At 64.0% G+C, this 18,072-nt stretch carries 21 protein-coding genes; 5 read left to right on the forward strand and 16 right to left on the reverse strand.

The annotated features are described in order from the left end of the window. The first annotated feature begins 10 nt into the window (after positions 1-10). Positions 11-457, forward strand: a complete 447-nt coding sequence (locus Q0579_RS00395) for a hypothetical protein (RefSeq protein WP_296222754.1) — start codon at positions 11-13, stop codon at positions 455-457. Here Q0579_RS00395 and Q0579_RS00400 read toward each other — a convergent pair. Then, a complete protein-coding gene (locus Q0579_RS00400; protein WP_298808010.1) occupies positions 454-606 on the reverse strand; it encodes a hypothetical protein in 153 nt (50 codons plus the stop codon). The two genes, Q0579_RS00395 and Q0579_RS00400, sit on opposite strands and share 4 nt — an antisense overlap. 65 nt (positions 607-671) lie before the next feature. Between Q0579_RS00400 and Q0579_RS00405 the strand changes: the two genes are divergently transcribed. From Q0579_RS00405 to Q0579_RS00415, 3 genes are read left to right on the forward strand one after another with little or no spacing between them, the layout of a single operon-like run. Next, positions 672-941 (forward strand): HU family DNA-binding protein, encoded by a 270-nt coding sequence (locus Q0579_RS00405; protein WP_242121833.1) that lies wholly within the window; start codon positions 672-674, stop codon positions 939-941. A gap of 48 nt (positions 942-989) precedes the next feature. Beyond that, complete coding sequence (locus Q0579_RS00410) at positions 990-1,613, forward strand: SOS response-associated peptidase family protein (RefSeq protein ID WP_277926009.1); 624 nt, start codon at positions 990-992, stop codon at positions 1,611-1,613. Further along, positions 1,610-2,050, forward strand: a complete 441-nt coding sequence (locus Q0579_RS00415; RefSeq protein WP_296222756.1) for a hypothetical protein — start codon at positions 1,610-1,612, stop codon at positions 2,048-2,050. Before Q0579_RS00410 ends, Q0579_RS00415 begins: the two co-directional genes overlap by 4 nt. A 672-nt stretch (positions 2,051-2,722) precedes the next feature. On the opposite strand, the gene Q0579_RS00420 is transcribed toward Q0579_RS00415, so the two are convergent. Further along, positions 2,723-2,881 carry a hypothetical protein gene (locus Q0579_RS00420; protein WP_298808016.1) on the reverse strand — a complete coding sequence of 53 codons (159 nt, stop codon included), beginning with the start codon at positions 2,879-2,881 and terminating at the stop codon, positions 2,723-2,725. Further along, positions 2,878-3,246, reverse strand: a complete 369-nt coding sequence (locus tag Q0579_RS00425; RefSeq protein ID WP_298808018.1) for a hypothetical protein — start codon at positions 3,244-3,246, stop codon at positions 2,878-2,880. The genes Q0579_RS00420 and Q0579_RS00425 overlap by 4 nt, the downstream gene beginning before the upstream one ends. 100 nt (positions 3,247-3,346) lie before the next feature. Between Q0579_RS00425 and Q0579_RS00430 the strand changes: the two genes are divergently transcribed. Next, on the forward strand, positions 3,347-3,538 hold the full coding sequence (locus Q0579_RS00430) for a hypothetical protein (protein ID WP_242121838.1): 192 nt from the start codon (positions 3,347-3,349) through the stop codon (positions 3,536-3,538). Positions 3,539-3,547: 9 nt separating this feature from the next. Here Q0579_RS00430 and Q0579_RS00435 read toward each other — a convergent pair whose 3' ends face one another. The 13 genes from Q0579_RS00435 to traC form a co-directional block, all read right to left on the reverse strand. Beyond that, positions 3,548-6,433 (reverse strand): conjugal transfer protein TraG N-terminal domain-containing protein, encoded by a 2,886-nt coding sequence (locus tag Q0579_RS00435; RefSeq protein ID WP_298808021.1) that lies wholly within the window; start codon positions 6,431-6,433, stop codon positions 3,548-3,550. Positions 6,434-6,450: 17 nt separating this feature from the next. Beyond that, positions 6,451-7,890, reverse strand: a complete 1,440-nt coding sequence (locus Q0579_RS00440) for a conjugal transfer protein TraH (protein WP_298808023.1) — start codon at positions 7,888-7,890, stop codon at positions 6,451-6,453. Continuing rightward, positions 7,890-8,762, reverse strand: a complete 873-nt coding sequence (gene traF, locus Q0579_RS00445; RefSeq protein WP_298808024.1) for a conjugal transfer protein TraF — start codon at positions 8,760-8,762, stop codon at positions 7,890-7,892. The genes Q0579_RS00440 and traF overlap by 1 nt, the downstream gene beginning before the upstream one ends. A gap of 1 nt (position 8,763) precedes the next feature. Next, positions 8,764-9,126, reverse strand: coding sequence for a hypothetical protein (locus Q0579_RS00450; protein ID WP_242121842.1), 363 nt, complete (start codon positions 9,124-9,126; stop codon positions 8,764-8,766). Beyond that, positions 9,126-11,117, reverse strand: a complete 1,992-nt coding sequence (gene traN, locus Q0579_RS00455) for a conjugal transfer protein TraN (RefSeq protein ID WP_298808026.1) — start codon at positions 11,115-11,117, stop codon at positions 9,126-9,128. The genes Q0579_RS00450 and traN overlap by 1 nt, the downstream gene beginning before the upstream one ends. A gap of 61 nt (positions 11,118-11,178) precedes the next feature. Beyond that, positions 11,179-11,922: a type-F conjugative transfer system pilin assembly protein TrbC gene (gene trbC, locus Q0579_RS00460; RefSeq protein WP_298808029.1), complete on the reverse strand. Its 744-nt coding sequence runs from the start codon at positions 11,920-11,922 to the stop codon at positions 11,179-11,181. Positions 11,923-11,930: 8 nt separating this feature from the next. Beyond that, positions 11,931-12,944, reverse strand: a complete 1,014-nt coding sequence (traU, locus tag Q0579_RS00465) for a conjugal transfer pilus assembly protein TraU (RefSeq protein WP_298808031.1) — start codon at positions 12,942-12,944, stop codon at positions 11,931-11,933. After that, on the reverse strand, positions 12,941-13,261 hold the full coding sequence (locus Q0579_RS00470; RefSeq protein WP_298274675.1) for a hypothetical protein: 321 nt from the start codon (positions 13,259-13,261) through the stop codon (positions 12,941-12,943). Before Q0579_RS00470 ends, traU begins: the two co-directional genes overlap by 4 nt. Beyond that, positions 13,258-13,905, reverse strand: a complete 648-nt coding sequence (gene traW / locus Q0579_RS00475; protein ID WP_298274673.1) for a type-F conjugative transfer system protein TraW — start codon at positions 13,903-13,905, stop codon at positions 13,258-13,260. The genes Q0579_RS00470 and traW overlap by 4 nt, the downstream gene beginning before the upstream one ends. Beyond that, positions 13,902-14,495, reverse strand: coding sequence for a S26 family signal peptidase (locus Q0579_RS00480; RefSeq protein ID WP_298274671.1), 594 nt, complete (start codon positions 14,493-14,495; stop codon positions 13,902-13,904). The genes traW and Q0579_RS00480 overlap by 4 nt, the downstream gene beginning before the upstream one ends. Beyond that, positions 14,479-15,147 (reverse strand): TrbI F-type domain-containing protein, encoded by a 669-nt coding sequence (locus Q0579_RS00485; RefSeq protein ID WP_298274669.1) that lies wholly within the window; start codon positions 15,145-15,147, stop codon positions 14,479-14,481. The genes Q0579_RS00480 and Q0579_RS00485 overlap by 17 nt, the downstream gene beginning before the upstream one ends. Further along, on the reverse strand, positions 15,140-15,532 hold the full coding sequence (locus Q0579_RS00490; protein WP_298274667.1) for a hypothetical protein: 393 nt from the start codon (positions 15,530-15,532) through the stop codon (positions 15,140-15,142). The genes Q0579_RS00485 and Q0579_RS00490 overlap by 8 nt, the downstream gene beginning before the upstream one ends. Then, the gene (gene traC / locus Q0579_RS00495) at positions 15,529-18,069 is read right to left on the reverse strand and encodes a type IV secretion system protein TraC (RefSeq protein ID WP_298274665.1); all 2,541 of its coding nucleotides are present in this window, start codon (positions 18,067-18,069) and stop codon (positions 15,529-15,531) included. The genes Q0579_RS00490 and traC overlap by 4 nt, the downstream gene beginning before the upstream one ends. Positions 18,070-18,072: the final 3 nt, after the last annotated feature.

Genomic DNA, 18,072 nt, shown 5'->3' on the forward strand with positions numbered 1-18,072 from the left:
TAGAATCAGGATGCCGATCCGACCCGAAAACCGCTGGCTTTACCCGATCGATTGGCCGCAGATCTCGGTAGCCGTGCGCTTCCAGAGGGCAGGGGGCAAGTGCGAGCAGTGCGGGCGACCGCATCTCACCCGCGTCGCCCATCTCGGGGATGGTCGCTGGTGGGATGCAGATGCAAAGTGCTGGCGATCCGACCGTGGCAGACGCATTGCTGTCAAGGAGAGCTTCGTCCTGGCGGCTGTCCAGATCACCTATGTCGTGCTCGCGTGTGCCCACCTCGACCATGACCCGGGCAACAGCCATCCCGCCAACCTCAAGGCGCTCTGCCAACGCTGCCACCTGATCCACGACGCCGAGGAACATCGCTGGCAGCGTTGGTGGAACCTGTACCGACTGCGCGCCATCCGCGACCTGTTCGAGGACCCGCGGGTCACGCGTGAGCGGATTAGCCGGCGTTAGAAGTCGACGTTCCGATCGCGCATCTGGTCGGCCGCGAGATCAGCGATCGGCCCCCGCCCGCCAAGCGTCTCAAAGACGTCGACCAGGTCGTGATCGCTCAGCTTTGTGAGCATCATGCGAACGGCGCCGGCGTTCGCCTCGTCCAGCACGGTCATTGTATCGTCGTCCACCATGGCTAAGGTCTCGCCGCCTTTATCAACGGAGTAGACCTAGCATGAACATTGGTGAGCTGGCCAAGGGTGTCGCGGGAGCGACCGGCTCGAGCGAGGCGGACGCAAAGAAGACGATCACGGCAGTGTTCGACCAGATCGCCAACGCGGCCGCGAAGGGTGAAGAAATCTCGATCCCGGGCTTCGGCAAGTTCGCCGTGAAGGATCGTCCGGAGCGTCAGGGGCGCAACCCGGCCACAGGCGCGGCAATGACGATCGCGGCCTCCAAGAAGGTTGCCTTCACGCCGGCAAAAGGCCTGAAGGACAAGCTCTGAGTTTAGGCGCCGGCGATCACCTCGCCGGCGCTCTAAAGGGAGGCGCGGATGTGCAATCGGTACAGGTTGACGGCGAAGCAGGCCGAGGTGGCTGCGACGTTCGGGATCCGCCCGCCCTACGAGCCTGATGAAACCTTCCCGGTCGGCGACATCTTCCCAACCGGGAAGAAGACCCCCTTCTACGGCTCGGTTGTCGTGCAGGACGGCCCCGACCGGCGCTTCGAACGCATGGAGTGGGGTGTGCCGACCCAGGTGCCCAGCAAGCGCGACCCCTCCGTCAAGCTGACCAAGTACGTGACAAACGTGAGGAATTTGCGCTCGCCCTTCTGGGCATCAATGCTGACCACGCCGGCCCGCCGCTGCCTGGTCCCGGTCACCGCCTTCTCCGAATACGGCCTCGCGCCCGGCGAGGACGGCAAAAAGCCGCTGCATTGGTTCGACGTGCCAAGCCGGCCGATTTTCGCGTTCGCGGGCATCTGGCGGCCGACGGAGCGGGGGAACGCCTATGGCTTCCTCACGACCGAGCCGAATGCGATCGTTGCGCCCATCCACCCAAAGGCAATGCCAGTGGTTCTCCACGATGAGGACTACGATCGCTGGCTTTCGGCTCCCTGGGACGACCTCAAGGACCTCGTAGCGCCATATCCTTCGCAGCTGATGCGCGTCGAATGACGGGGCTGAGCAGCGACGCGATCGAGGTCGTCAATCGCAACGCGCTCGTCACCGTTGCGCTGAACCAGGGCTACAACGCCTACCTTCCGGTCTATGACAACGGCATCGACCTGATCCTCCACAACGAAGCGACTGGCGACACCAAGCTGGTCCAGCTGAAAGGACGCTGGACCATCGACAAAAAATACATCGGGCGAGGCATCTGGATCGCTTTTCCGGATGCCGGCGATTGGTATGTCGCTCCCCACGACCTCATGGTCGAATACGGCGCCAAGCACACCGCGACCAAGAGCTGGGCCAAGGGCACCTACAGCAAGGCCCCCCTCAGCAAGGCTGACCGGGCGATCCTAGCGTGCTATCGTTTCGGGAACCCGCAGGCGGTCAACGACGACGCGGCGTCGCTTCATCCCTCGGTCCAGGGTGGTGCTTCAGAGTGATCCCGGCCTGCCTCATTGTCGGCGATAGCATCGGCGTTGGAATGGCGGGTGCGCTTGCGATGCAGGGCATTCACTGCGAGGTACGAGCTCAGGTTGGCGCGACGTCCAAGCGAGTGCTCGACCTTCAGCCAGTGATCGCAGCTACCGGCCACGCGGTCATCGCAGCAGGGTCGAACGACCCTGCCAATCCGGGCTTGGAGCAGAATCTGCGCCGCCTCCGCACAAGGCTTGCAGCCCAACGCGTAACCTGGATCGCCCCATATGATGCACGCGCATCCAGAATCGTCGTGTCGCTCGCGCTCACCTTCGGCGACACAGTCGTACCGCTTTCACTGTATGCGACGCGCGACCGCGTTCACCCCGCCAGCTATGGCCCACTTTCGCGGAGCCTCGCAGGGCCATCTCCGGTGCCGTCAGCGCACGTCGCCCCGTTCAACCCAGCGCTACCCAAACCGGTCCGGCGAGCGGTCGTCATGGCGTTCTAATCCGCCGGGCTTTGCAAAGCTTAAGTGCCGTTTTGCAGAGCTTAGATGTCTATTCGTCGTGTCACCGACGGACTGCATCGCGAATGAACCTTTTCCCGATTGATCGGGAGCGCGGATCGTGCCCACTCAGAATGTGGCCCAGGATCCTCGATCAATCGACACGGCGGTCTCGTTGATGCGAATGGCTTTAGCCCTGCTGGACCGCGCCGACGAGGGTATGGCTGCGCTTCACCTCCAGCACGCCATCGACGTGGCAACAGGCCAGCAGCCGGTCCAGGAAGGCGATGAGATCGACGAGGAACTCATCGAACGTCTGCTCGGCCGAGCCCCAAGCGTTCACGATCAATAGAACTCTCGGCCCCCACGTCTCTCGCGATAGGCCATATCCCATTTCAAGCCGACTTCCGCGCTTACCGGCCGGGCACCCGGAGCAAACTGATCATGGCTATGGTCGACGGCCGGAGCCGATGGCGGCAGGCCGAATGGAGAGATCCTCAGCCGAGTTAAATGCCAAACATAGGCTTTCTCGTGCTCGGTTACCGGCTCAGCCTTGCCCCACGCGACATCCTGAAACTGACGCTGGGCTGCGGACTTCGGCCGGCGCTCACGACGCCGCAGGGCGTCGTAAAATGCTAGGTAGCGGCCGATCAACTCCGCGTATCGCGCATCGACCTCGCCCTGAGCATCGCTGACGCCTGCTGGCCTCATCATCGAGCCCTCACCCCGGAACGGCGAACGATCGCCGCGAGTTCTTCGTTTGCCGACGGTGCCAAAAATCTGCTATCGTAGGAAGCGGAAAGGCAGGTGCGTCGTGGACGAGAGCTTTGGCAGTTACGATTACCTGACCACGGGGATGTACCGTCCTGCAGTGATCGAGGCGCAGAACCCGATTTCCGAGGAGACGGTCTACCCAGCAGTTGGTGGCGCGCCGTCAACGGTGGTCGGCTGGGTTACCAGCATCGGCTTCATCGGCTTCGCTCTCTTCATGATTTTCGGTCACTGAGGGAGTTCATCACTCCCTCGGACCGCGATGCTCTGCGTGCCAGTTCGTATTCGTTCTAGTCCGCTGATCGTCATGTAGCTGCTGGGCGCCAAGAACCGCGCCTTGATAATTTGCATCTTGGCTGGCAGCTTCATCCCTGACTACTCCCGCGCCCTCCGCAATCTCGGCGCGACGGGCGGCGCGGGCGGGTTGCTCACCAGCACGTCCGCCATGCCCGGATACATGCCGGCCGACCCCACCGCTGAGATCCCCCACTGTTACCGGCTTCGGAGCGGTGACGCTGACGATGTCCGGCTCTACCAGCCGCGGAGCAGCGAGCTCACGTGGCTGATCGATGAAGTCGCGCATGGCCGACCGCACGATGGTGTCACGTGCCTCGCGCTGATCGGAGGTCAGATTGGTTCGGTAGATGTCCGGGGCATTCAAGGCAGACATTGAGCCATGCTGCAGCTCGAAATAGCGCGATGCGACGTACTGGCTCATGTCTTCGTTAAGCGTGTAACCGTGCGTCTCTGCATAGTTGGCGGCCTCCTCGAGACGCCGACCACGCTCATCCAGCTTCGCCGCCTCACGGTTGATCCGCTCTGAGTATTCTTTGAAGCTCTCAGAGGTGGTGGTGTCACCCGAGAAGGTTTCGTTGCGGTAGAAGCTCCCGTCACGACGATAGGTTTCATCGGTCACTTGGACGTCACGCCCATTACCGTGCGCGCCATGCACACCGGCCGTGCGTGTCACATCATCCTGGTCGGAACGGGTGTTGGACGTATCGTTCGTGTACTGCGTGCCGTCTGTCATGCTGTAGCCGTAGCCACCCTTGATCCCGGCCTGTGCCGGTGACGACGAGCCACGCCCTTCTGGCTGCTGGCCGCCCTGACCTGGCTGCTGGTTCGCTCCCTGCTGTTGGTTCGGGCCGCCTCGCGAGGCACCCCTCCGGCCACCCCCCAAAGCGGGAAGGGACAAGCCGCCCTCCAAGTTCCAACGGCTCGACTCAACAGCCGCGTAGTTGTCGGCTTGTCCCTCGGACGATCGGACACCTTGACCGATGCGGCGACTTTGGTCGGTGCCATTGTTCACGACCGTGCCATTACGATCATATTGCATGACGGCTGAGCCCGCACCGGTGCCCGAGGAGCCTTCGCCACCGAAAGCCGCTCGAGTTCCCGATGAATGGGAATGCGAGTTACGGTGCCCGGCGCCCCAGGTCTCGCCAACCGAATTGCGCAGCTGGTCGGCCTGGTTGTGATAGGCCGCGGCCGACTGGCGCATCTCCGAAACGGCACCCTCGGTCACTGAGAACTTCTGCGGCAAATTACTGATCGAGCCGGTAGTGTTGTAGACCATCGCGCCGTTCGCCATGAACCCGGTGCTCGAGCCGTCGTCGTTGATGAAGGACTGGCGGGCGAAGCCGCCCGTAATCTGCGGCGCGGTGTCCCATTTGTTCGCCTGAACCATCCCGGAGGTGAGGTTCTGGAACGACGTGTTACCGTAGGAATAGTTGCCCGTTGTGCGCTCGGTCGCCGCCTGCTCCGCCGCGTTCTGCGCCGGCATCAGCATCGATGTGGCCTGGCCCGCGATGGCCATAGCGCCCTTTGCCATTCCAGCCGCGAGGAAGGGCACACTCATCATGAGGAACCCAGCGAGCGTCGAGATATCGACGTTCACACTGTCGATACCGTCACTGACCAGCAGGGTTGGGCCGTTGGGCGCGATTGCATGGTAGGCGCTCGCCGCACGGCTCATGACAAACATGTGCAGGATAACGTACAGCGGTCCCCAGGACGCGAGATAGAAGAACCCGACTGCGTAACCCTTCAGCGTCGAAACCCCAGTTCGCGGAAAGAGGAAGAGCGGGAAGAGGACCGGGAACATTGCATAGAAAACAACGGTGAGGACGATGCCGAGCAAGGGAACCCAGGTCATCGCCTGCTGAGCGATCGAGGTGTAGGTGTTCTTGGCCTGCGCGTCCGCCCGCTGCGAGGCGTAAGCGTCCCATCCCGCGTCGGAGAAGCTCTCGCGGGCCGCTAGGAAGGCGTCGATCGTCGAGACCTGCTTGAGATAGGTGTAGGGATCCGTCGCCGAGCCGTGCATGTGGCCCGCCACGATCGGGAGGTCATCCTTCAGCTTTTGCGCCGCGACAGTGTCGATCAGCTTGGGGTAGGTGCTCTTCGAGAAGGGCAGAATGTCCTTCTCAATCTGAGCGTTGAATTGGGAGTCGAGACGGCTGTACGCCTCGTTGCACGGGATAATCGATGCTTCGGTCGTACCTGGACCGGTCGAGGTGATCCAACGCTGGCTGCGCGCCGGACTCCCCGGCCCGATTGCCGCCCAAACGTTGGTCGACCGGGTCAGGTCGTCCATCGACTTGAAACCGAGCAGCACGTCGTAAAAGGTGCATTGCTTCAGCTGCTCGTCGAGATTGGCGCGGAACACGGCGTCTGTGATCTGGAAGGTTCGAGCCTTCTCAAGCAGACGTGCGCCGTAGATCATGCCGTTGTTCGACAGAGACACTGCGTTCGGCATGACGAACACAGTTTCTGCCGTGCGGGTCATCCAGTCGCCAATCTGGCTGGTGAACGACGCCATCACGCCGAGCCCCAGTGGGACATTGTCGACGGCCGCTGGCGCCAGACCCGGATCGATCCGGTCGGTGACCTTCACCGTCACGGTAGGAACCATCAGCATCATGTAGATGAGCGTCGACTGGATGAACCAGTTCATCCACGCCCGCCAATCGAGGTTGAACGCGACCACGCATAGCGAATAGGCCAAGCCCATCACCATCACGACCTGCAGGAGCGAGCGGTAACCACCGCCCCCGCACCACGCCGCAACCGCGTTGAAGACGTTGACGAGGTACTCGCCTCCGCCAATCGTGAAGACCTCGAGCGTGGGCATCGTACCCGTCCTCTCTTTTACCGGAGGCCCTGAGCCGACAGGCCACGGCCGAACCGGAGCGAGGCGGTCATCTGGGGGCTCATGTTGTTCTTGAGCGTGGCCTCGAGCATCTGCGTGCGCTCGATCACACGATAGGTGTCGTTCAGGTTGGCGCTCATCTGTTGGCTCTTGCGAGCCAGCTCCGTTTTCACGCTGTCGACCTGGGACCGCCAAGTCTTGAACTCGTCCATGTTGACGAACACGGCTCCACTCTGCGCACGCGAGATGACGTCAAGCATGCGGTCGATCTGGGCCATCAGCATGTCGATAGCGACGATCTCGGACAGGCTCGCCCGGTCGGCCGGCGACATGCCGAAATGGGCTGCCTCATCGACCACCAAGATCTTATAAAGCGGAATGCTGGTCATCCCGAGGAGGCTGATCTCCTCGCCCGACAGAGCGGTGTTCGTCCGGATCTTGCCGCTCATGCTGTCGAGCATCTTCACCACGCGCGTGCGGAAGGCCTGGTCGGCCGTTACGCTCAGATCCTTGGTGGTTGGATTGAGACATCCCTTCTCATCCGAAGTGTCACACTGAAGGACTTTGGTGGGCGCGGTCGAGGAGCCATCGAGCAGCGTCTGGTACATGTCCCAGCTGGCGGGCGCTATGAAGTGGAAACCACCCATGCTGTCCGCCTTCTTCGTCGAATCGTAGATGATGGTGCCGACCATCGTCATGAGAAACTCGGCGTATTCCGTTGAGGGCTTGGTCGCGCTTTTCGACATGAGCGCATACCAAGTGTAGTTCTTGCTTTGGACGAGCTCGGCCGCGTCGCCGGCTTTCGCAATCGTGTCCTCACGCTCGCCCTTGTTGGTGCAGCCATGCCGCGCCGCAGCCGCGTCCGAGAAGAACCCCTTGGCACCGCCGACCTGCTGACAGATGGTCGAGCTTGCACCGTCCATCGCCGGCCAAATCGAGCCGATCGCCTGCTGCGCGGCTTCGCAGCTCGACATGTTGAAGGCGTTGAGCTGCTGAACCCGCTGGCTCATGTCCTTCATCACCCCGCCGATCTGCGCGGAGATGCTGTCGATCGCGAGCTGGAAGGCGAAGCCGATCGCGTTGTTGGCGGTCGTCTTCAGCATGGCCACCATCTCATCGGCATTGATAAAGCTGAAGCTGCCGGCGAACAGATCGATGCCGCCGCACCCAGCGCGCGCGCTTGGCAATGCTAGGTTGACCGGGTTGACCGTCTTGGACGGGAACCGGCTCCACAGGCTTCCGCCGGAGTAGTAGCCCGCAGCCTGACCGTTGAAAGCGGTGGGCCCGGTGACATTCGCCGAAGCACCTGCCGAATTGAAGTAGCTGTTCATCTCGGAGCCGACGTCCGCCATCGCTGGCGTGACGACCAGGCCACCAAGCGCCAAGATCATCGTGAGCTGCGCGAAGACGGCCGCGCAAAACCGAAGCAGCGGGCGCATCAGAAGTCACTCCCGGGTTCGACGCTGGTCAGGGTGAAAATACGGTCCATGACTTCGTCCGCGGCCATGACGCCGTAGCCGATCGGCATTGGCCGCTTGGTCTGCGTGTCGAACAGCACCAGCGCGGGCACCTGCTGGCCTTGCATCCCCATCGCACGGTACTGGCCCGTATCGACGGTGAAGTTCGGGAACGCCTTGCTGGGGCCGCCATCGAGCGACACCGCCATGACAGTCAGGCCGAAGCGATCCGACACGCTGCGCATGATCGGCCCGAACACCTCGCAGGCGGCGCAGGCGGACGAGTAGAAGTAGAAGACGCCGTAGCGTTTCGAGATCGACGAGAGGACCCGGTTCTTGTCGGCCGTGCGGCTATCCAGCCAGGTCCGCTTTCCAAGCTGGTTGACGGGGCGCTGCAGCGTGTAGTCGAGTTCGGGATTTTGCCAGATGGTCCGGCGCCACATGTCGGCGAACGACGATGCGCGGTTCAACTGCTCGCGCTGGTACGAGATGTAGGCCGAGATGTTCTCGGTGGTCGGCTCGAGGATCGCGCGGGCCTTCATTTCCTCGAGCTGCTTAGAGATCGCCGCCAAGCGTTCGGAGGAGGACTGCGCCGGCTGCTCGGCCCTCTGCTGAGACGGCTTCGCCTTCGGCTTCTCGCAATAGAACCACTCCCCGAGCCGGCGCTCGCGGCAGTAAAAGTCATCGCCCGCCTGTTCAGCCAACTGCGACGGTTCGGCTTCAGGCGCCGCCTGGTCGCTCTCCGGCGCGTCCGCGCGCGAGACAGAGTCGACGAGTTGAGCATTGGCGGCTGTCGACGGCATGCCAGACGCCGCGAGCGACAGGATCAAGGCGAGGGTCAGCGGCGCGCGCATGTCAGGAGCCTTTCGGTTTCAGGAGGTCGAGGAGGGAGGGATCCTTGAGCGAGATGAGCCGGATCAGGTCGTACCCGAGGATCCGGTAGAGCATCGCGTAGAGGGTAGTGACCGCGTCCTTGGCGCTCACATCCGGCACCAGCAGGTCGCCGGTATGCGCGAGATAGCCGACCCGGCCTAGCCTGCGGATCGCCGGCTCGATGTCGGTCAGCCCCAGGGTCTCACCGAACCACTCTCCCAGCGTCGGCAGGAGAAACGGGGCGGGATGCGGGCCGACCCGGCACAATGCCGTCAGGATCGCAAACTCGACAACCGAGAGGTCGGTCAGCTTGCGTCGCTGGTCGTATCGGACCACGTCAGCCATTACGGCTTCGCCGGCTTGTGCGTGTCATAATAGGCTTTGATCCGCTCCTGGATCTGCTTGGACGTCTCGATCTCGTCGGGGAGCTTCGCCGCGTCCGTGAACTCGGCGTACACCTCCGAGAAATCCATCACGGACAGGTCGAGGTGCGAGAACTCGTCCAGCGTGAAGCCCTTGCAGGTTTCGCTCTTCGGCTTGCCCCACGGCTTGCCGATCTGAGGGCGGCCCTGCTCCTGCAGGATCCGCGACAGCTTGCTTTCGAAGCAGCAATAGGCATCCTTCGACGTCACGCAGATGCCGAGTACCTTGTCGGAACAGTAGGACCCGAGCTTATGGCAAAGGCCCTTGTCGTCCTTTTCATCGAGTTGCTTCTCGGCCGAGCTGCAGAGCCACGGCGTTAGCAGCGGCACGCCCTTGCCCGAGCAGCAGTTCGATGCGCCGAAGATCTTCTTGTTGCAGGTCTCGCGGGTGCCCGAGAACAGCGTCAGCGTGTCTGGGTTGAACTCCGCGTTGGCCTGACCGAGGACGTGCAGCCCAACCACGGCATCCTTGAACTCCGTCGACGCCTCCCGCTCGATTGGCTCGCAATCGCCATTGATGCAGTAGACGTCATCGCCGCAGATGTACTTCTCGGTTCCGTCGCTCGGCTTAGCCGGCAGCGGGCACTTGTAGACCTTGGTCGACACCTTGCAGGGGCCGTCCTGCGGATCGTCCAGGCACTCGTCGCGGACGTAAGTGCATTTGCCGTTGTTCTCGAGGTCCGAGCAGTCCGAGGCCTGGGTGATCCGCTGGCAGATGAACGGACGCGACCACGCCCAGCAGCTCTGGGTGACGGCCACGCCGTCGATGATCCGGGTTTCCGGCCCTTCGGTGCAGACCTCGGGACCTTGCGCCGTGCAGGTCGTGTCAGCGGCCATCGCAGGGCAGGTGCCCTCGTTACGAGTCACGGTGACGCTGTTGGATCCCTCGGTCTTCAACCAGGAGGTGCCGGTCTTGTAATTCACATGTGCCGGTATCTCACCGGCCGGGATCGCGGCCGAGCAGGAGTAAAGCTGGGCGTTGCCGCGCATGCTGCTCAGCCCCTTGCACCACTTGCGGTAGTCTTCGACATTTCCGCCGCCAGCGCCCATTTCGATCTGTGCGTCGCATAGCTGGGTTGCGACCGGTTCTGCACGGCAGAGGCCCGCGCTGACCTTGGCCTGCATCAACGAGTTCTTGGCAAAGCCATTGCCCTCGTTCTTGTCTGGGGCGCCGTAGTAGAAGTAGCGCAGCGTGTTGACGACCACCGGGTCCATGTGCCCGGTGCAGCTCGCCGCCGTCTCGACCACCTGCGCGCCCTTGTTGCAGGTTGCCTCATAGTAGTCGGTCGCGCCCGGGTTCGGCAGCGGCTTGCAGGTTCCGTCCGCCGCTCCGAGGGCCTGACCGGACAGGAAGCTGTTCGGATCCTTTTCGACTTCCTGCGCCCCGGCGATCTCGCCGGGGGCGAGGGTCACCACCTTGCGCGAGGGGTCCGTGACGGTCCGCCATGCTTCGTTTCCGCCGGCAGCCGACGCGCCAGCGGCACTCAGCCCGTCCGGATCGTCCGCATAAACGGTCCCGGGCTGGGTCGCTGCGGTGTATCCGGGAATAGTGCTTCCGAGATCGGTGCCCGTCGGGAGCCCCGCGGCGCTCTGCCGCGCGGGGGTTGCCAGCGCCTTCGCGTCCGCCTTCGCCTTGGCCAGGTCGCCCTTGGGATAGACGAATGGGGTACCCGGGGCCGCCGCGGCCGCGGCCGAGGGCAACCCGGTGCTTGCCGCCTTGGCACTCGGGATCGCGGAAGGGGAGGCGGTTGTGGTGGTAGCGCTCCGTGCTTGAGGGACGGCGGGCGCTTGGGGGGCAGAGGTTGGCGTGGGGCTGGGTGCGGCCTGCGGCTCGCTGAAGTAGTTGTAGTCCTTCAGGTCGTAGTAGCCGCCCTGTGATTGTGCCTGCGATGGTGCTTGCTGTTGCGCATGCAATGCGCCTTGCACTGCGAAGGCGCAGGACAGTACGGCAACAAGGGCGGACCCCCCGCGCATATCAGGGCGCCCGACCCAGATTGGCGAGCGCGGTCTTTGCCATCAGCGCTCCAGGCCCGTTGTCCTGCGCGAACGTCTCCAGCGCGTACCGGACTGTGACGTTGCCGACCATGCGATCAAACGGAGGTGGCTCCGAAACGCAGGTCAGGCCATCGCATGGCGTGAAATCGGTCGACGACACGACGTAGGTCGGCACCGCGGTGACGTTGAAGGCGCGAAAGAGCCGCGGGTCGATCCCGATCGACGCGAACTGCTGCTGCTTGTCGACCACCTTGGAGATCGCGGCGATAAACGCTTTGCCGGAGTTGCCCGGAAATCCGCGGAACACAACCACGCCGCCAGCGGCTGACGTCTCCGCGATGATCTGCTTCAGAGCCTGCTCGGGCATGGAGGTCGAGACGAACACCATGAATTGCGGCGCCGTGCCGCGGTTGTCGCGCATGTTCGACGACGCTGCCTGGATCATCTCGTCGAAGTTGACGGCGCCATCCGGTCCCTTTGGCAGGCTTGCCTTGTCGATCGTGCGGACCTTCTCCAGCGCGACCGACCGAACCGTCTCGGCGTCCTGCCTGAAGGCGTCACCGCGCCGCTGGACTTCGGCCGACAACGCCCGGGCGTCGCCCTCGATGGCGGCCGAGCGCGCGCGGATCGCGTCGAGGTTCAGGCCGTCCACAGTCTGCGCCAGCACGGCGCACCCGGTGCCGAGGGTGGCAAGAGCGGCTGCGGAAAGGAGGAGCTTGCGCATGGTCGACCTCACAGCATGCAGCAGTTGCGCTTGCGCCAGAGCAGGTAGCCGAAGTCCTCGCCCCCGACCGGGTAGGCGCGGCCGGCGTCGGGCGGCAGCGTGGAGGCACCGATCGGGGAACAGGCATATTTGCCGTTCACCGTCGGTGTCGGGTTGGTCATCTGGATGCGATACTGAGACTTCCTCAGGATCGGCATGATGTACTTGTTGCAGAGCGCCTTGGATCCAGCGGTGCCCCAGGCGAGGCCCTGACGGTGCATCTTGAACAGGAGGCGTTCGGCCGCGAGGCGGGACGACTGCACCGGAGAGTTATGGGCCGCGACGTTGCCGTTCATCGGGAACATCGAACCGTTGCACCCGTCGCACCAGAACATTTCGTCGATCGGCAGCTTCGCGGTCGCCGCGGCGCAGTCGCCCGCGCACGCGGCGACGGCGATCGGATTGTTGAAGAGGGCAACCTCCGGGTTGATCACCGTGGTCAAGACGTCGTCGTTCCAGAGCGGATCGATCTCGGTCATGTAGGCGATGTCGAACGAGGTCTGTTCGAAGCAGGCGAAGTCCGTCAGGATCTCCATCCAGTAGAGCAGCGGATAGACGTAATAGTGGGCCTGCCAATTGGCGCTTGCCTGGGTTGCACCGCCCCTGATGAGCGGTCCCGTGTATTGGCCCTGCCCGATGTCGAGCCCCGGGTTGAGACGGAGGCCTCCGAGGTTCGGGAAGCACCAGGGCTTGGTCGTGACGTCCACCATGCGGGCCGGCTCCCAAAAGCCGATCGCGATCCCGATGCGCGGCACCGGCGAACCGCAGGCGCAGACGGGCAGGGCGGGGTTCTTGGTATCGGGGCGGCTCCCCGGCCAAATCGGAAGCCCGCCCACCGACAGTGGAAACAGGCATGACCAGCAGATGTCCGTGATGGGATTCACGAACTTGCCGGTGCAATTCGATGGGACCGCAGCGGCGGGTGACGGGAGCGCCGCCAGCGCGATCACGAAGCCGATCAGGGCGAGGAGCCGGCGGATCATAGCGCGGCTTCCGGAGCGTCGGCGTCACCGCCTGCGTCGAGCTCGCCGCGCTCCCGCACAAGGTGGTCGAGATAGGCGCCGTCCGCCCGGTTTTTGCGGAACACATAGACAGGGATCAGCACGGCCAGCGCAAGGAGAAGCCCGGCGATAGCACCTCCCGCACCCGCGCCGATCTGCGCCCGCATCGGCTTCAGGAGGAGGATCGACAGCGCCAGCGCGACCGCGATCGACAGCACCGCCATGCGGAGCGTGCGCAACCCTGCCGTCTCGGGGGCTGCCATCGGCGTCTTCAGGAAGTCGAGCCAGAACGTGTTCACGAGGCGCCTCCCGGCAGCTCAATCTCACTGACCTTGAGCGCCTCGCCCGCGGGCGTGACGATCGCCGGCACGTGCGCGATGCCGAAGTGCCCGGTCAGCTTGCCTTGCTGGTCGAAGAAGAACCGGCGCTTCTTCTCGCCCATGCGGTCGAAGGGCGAACCGGCTACGAAGATGATCTTGGCGGTTGTCGCGCTCCACCGCTTGGTAGCCCATTCCACTTGGGCGTCGTCGCGACCGTCGATGAAGACCAGATCCGTCTTCATGCTCACGAAGGAAAGTGGGTTCACCTTCTGGCCTGCCTGCGCGATCAGCCGTCCCTTCCGATCGCGGATGTCGCGCTCGAGGACGATGGACGGATCGAAGGTCCAGCTGCGCGCTTCGCGAACGGCACCGATGCCGGCGACGGGAAGCGGGTTGCGGACGCGATCCTCAGCTTTGGCGGCAAGCGCTGCCTGCATCCGGTCTACGCTCCCGTTCGCCTGCATCGCCTTCAGCTTGGCATCGATGGTGGTCAGCAGATCGGGCTCAGCGATCCCCCAGGTCTGACCCATGACGCCATGGTCACGCGCGAGGGCTTCCCGCGCGAAAGGATAGACGGAGGTCGCGGCGAGAAGACCGCCGAGGAGGAGCGCGCGCCGGATCACAGGATGGGTGTCCCGGTGCCGATCAGCTGCTTGCGGCAGGCAAAGCCGATCTCCGCATAGCGGCTGTCGAACCCGTCCGGATGCGGCGACCCTACATAGTAGCAGCCTTCCGGCACCCGGCCGACCGGTCCCGGTGTCAGCGTCTCACCAAAGCGCGACCGCGGCTTCATGTGTGCGACGCGCACCCCGTTCACCAGCACCCACGGTCCGTCATGCCTGACCAGGTCACCCGGCATCCCGATCACGCGCTTTCCGAACGGCCCCGAGTCCGGCCCAAAATGGCGACGGACGAGCGCATTGCTCGGCGGGACGAAAAAGACGTACTTGCCCTTCGCGACCTCTCCGCCCTTCTCGACGAAGAACGCCCAGTTGGGCAGGCTCTCGCTGGCGTTGATCATGAAGGCGTGGGTGTCACGCCAACTCGTGATGCCGTTGTAGCTCGCCATAATGAAGGCCAGCAGCGCGACCGAGCTCCACTGCCGCACGCGCTGCCGGCGCAGCGCGCCTTTCAGCTTAGACGGCGTCGGCGCGCTGTTCGGAGCAACCGAGAAGAGATCGCCCTGCAGGCGGGCATCAATTCGCGACGCCATTGGTGCCTCCGGAGGCCGGGCCCGCGCTGGCGAAGGGAGATGCTGCGGGGGCAGCGGCGAAGGGCGAGGGAGCCGCGCTGGCGAGAGCGCTCGGGTCTGCGGCCGGCGCTGGCGGCAGCGGAGCGGCCGCGCCGACCTGCGGGGCCGCGGCAGGCGCGGGCGCCGCTGCCGGCAGCGGCACCTTGGCGTAGACCGCCTTGCGGACCTGGTCGGTGATGTCCGGAACGTTCTTCGAGAGGACGGCCTCGCCCACCAGCACGGTCGTGCCGTTGGCACCGATCCGTTTCAGTTCTTCCTCGATCGCGGCCATGAAGCGCCCGGTCTGCTGGGTCACCGCTTCAGGCGTTCCGTTGCTGTGGCTCTGCGCTTGAACGTACTCAGTTACGAGCGCCTCGAGGCGGACGCTTGCCATCGGGATCTGCGGGGGCGCTGCGGCAATGTGCTTGGTCACCCAGGCCGCCCAAAGCAGCATCACCACCGCGATCGCGGCGAACGCCCAGGTGATCGGCGGAAGTCCCTCTTTCCGGGCAGGCGCCGGCCGGCTGGCGGCGACGCGCGGCGCACGCGGTGCCGGGGCTGGTGCGGGCGCCTCCGCGATGGGGGCAACGGTCGGAGCGGCGACCGGCGGGGCCTGTTCGAGAACATCAGCCATGGGAAGCGCCTTTCGCGGGAACGAGGATGGTGAGGAGAAGCCGTCCACGGGCGATCGCCACCAGCGCGAAGATGAGCGCTTCGACGACGTGGACCTGGCCCATGAAAGTCGCCCGGCGCAGCCCGTCGGCCGCGACGAAGCGGGTGCCGAGATTGCCGAGATGCGAGAAGAATCCGAGCGACGTGAAGTTGCCGAGCATCAGGAAGAAGAGGACCAGAACGCCCATGCTCGCGAGCGTGGTCATGATGAGCCAGCCGGACAGCCGAAGAGCAACATAGCTGGTGTCGGCAACGGCACGGCCGAGGTCCTGACGCCATTCATATCGCGGGGCTGCGCGCCGGACGGTCCATTTCTCACCGTTAGCGAGGGGCTGGATCACGCTCATTCCGCGGCCTCCGCATACTGCTCTGGGAAGGCGACCCGCTCGATTGCCTCGTCCATCGAGAAGCCCTGCTCGATCAGGTGCTCGATCGAGGCGAAGGTTTGCGGGCTGGACGAGTAGAGGGTTGCCGAATAGCGATCGAGAACAAGCCGGCCGACCGCCTGGCTGTCCGGTCCCTTGATCATGATGTCCGAATACTCGGCGCCGTTTCGCTTCAGGGAGCGCAGCAGGCTCTCGGTATAGGGGTCCATGTCGAACCGCCCGTGCTTCTGGAAATCCGAGATCGTGTCGGGCTTCTGCATCAGGATGACGGACCAGTCGCTGTTCTCCAGCGCGGCGAGGCTGCCCTCCGACTTGTAATAGTCGTTGAGGCTCTGGGTCGCCGTGATGAGCGAGGCGCCGTACTTGCGGCACGTGCGGCTGTAGGTCTCGACGAAGTCAGCCATCGAACCGCCGCGCAGCATCTGCCACGCCTCGTCGATCAGGAGCGCCTTGGGGATCTGGCGATCCATCCGGCGCATGGTCTGCGACGAAAGGAACATGATCGCCGTCAGAACCACGCTCCGCAGCTCCTCGCGGCTCGACAGGTCCGAGAGTTCGAACACTGTCAGCGCATTCGACATGTCCACCGAAGCTTCGCCGAGGAAGAAGCGGCCATAGGTGCCGCCTGCCGAGAACGGGAACATCGCGATCGCGAGGTCGGCGCCTTGCGGCGTACCATCCGCTTTCAGAGCGGCGACGACGTCATCGACGGACCCATTCCTGCCTTTGGCCTCCCAGACGCGATTGACGGCGCTGTCGATCAGTCCCCGTTCGGTGTCGGTCAGCTTGTCGACGTGGCGGCCCATCTGGCCGATGATCGACTTCAGCATGGCCAGAGCGTCGACGAGGTAGTCCTCGTCCTGCGCAACCAACGACTCATCGATCATCGAGAACGGATTGAGCGAGAACCCGTCGCGGAGCCGGAACTCGACGAAATTGCCGCCGAGGCTCTTGGCCATGTGCTCGAACGACCGGCCGTCGTCGATCACGATGATTTTGGCGCCGACGCCGGCGAACGCTGCGCACAGCTCCTGCAGCGCGACCGACTTGCCGCTGCCCGATTTACCGAACACGGCCACGTTGTGGTTGCCGGCCTTGTTCTCGAAGGGCGACCAGAAGAAGGGTTGGCCGCGCCGGCCGACGAACATCAGGTGGGGTAGCGGCCCGCCCAGATACTCGCCTTGGATAGGGAGCATGTTTGCGGCGGTGCTGGTCAGCATCGTCCGCATCCGCTTCATGCGCTTCAGGTCGGCATCAAGCCCGTTGGCCAGCGTCATCGGCAGGCACGACATGAAAGCCATAATCTGCAGGAAGCGCTCATCCAGCAGGTCCCAGCCCGCCGCCTTGTACATCGATTTCAGGGTTCGCTCGTTGGCGTCCCCGGATCCCTTCGGGCTGATGATGCCGACTGCGTAATAGGCCTGCACCAGCTTCTTACCGAGGCGGATCTCCTGGCTCACATGCTCCCACTCGCGGCTCTGACCCTTGAGCTGGGGCAGCAGCCGGGCGGACTTGCTGTCGGCGAGGCTCGAGGTCCGCATGAACTTATAGTTCGCCTTCGACGACGCCGCCTGCTCGTCCTGGTAGCAGAGGCACAGTGAGGTGAGGGTGGGGCACCCCGGCCGCAGCTTGTCGGAGAACATGTCGCCGATCACCTTCTGGACGTCCCATGGCGCCCAGCGGTTCGGGAAATTGCGAACGGAGAAGAAGCGGTAGTCGAACGTGTCGGGTCGGATCTCCTCGTAGCGGGTCTCGCCCGAGAGGTTCGTCACGGCACGCAGCGGTTCGACAGACACCAGCAGCCGATCCGCCTGCACGACGGTCTGGACGTCGCGCCGGACGCACTGGTCGGCGATCGGGTCGTATTCCGAATACTCGGTCGCGTGATCGGTGACGTCGAACGCGGGTGCCGTGATGTCATCGATGAGGCTGATGAGGTCGACGGGACCGAGCCGGCTTGAGGCCATGTTGATCGACTGGAGCGTCGAGACGATGCTGTCGCGGACCGCAGAGAGCTCGGCCGGCGTCGCCTTGCTGTTCGCGATCGAGACAGAGAGGAAAATCCGGTGATTGCGGACGTGGAAGGGCCCGTCCTTCGACATCGTGAACCACGCGCCGGATCGAAGAAACGCCGAGCGATGCTCCGCGATCTTGCGATGCACGCCACCTGCCGCGAAGCGAGGTAGGGCGTAGCGGGCGATGAGACTTCCAACGCGCGGGCTCTGAAACGCCAGTACCTGGACACAGGAACCCGGCGCGATGTTCTCGGACAGCAGCTGCGCGATGATCTCGCCGGTGCGCTCGTCCGCGCCCATCAACGGGGCCACCTCCAGAGCGAACGCAATCGAGTTCGTCTGGAAGAAGATGTCCGTCTTGCGGTCGAAGCTGCGGTACGGCAGCCATTGCGAGAGCATCGGCGCGCCGTGCGAGGGCGTACCCTCGTCCATCCCGCGCTTGTCGCCAAGGAGACGGGCGATGAAGCCGGTTTTGGCGGCCATGGC

The organism is uncultured Sphingomonas sp. (genome assembly GCF_936927845.1).
Lineage (GTDB): Bacteria > Pseudomonadota > Alphaproteobacteria > Sphingomonadales > Sphingomonadaceae > Sphingomonas.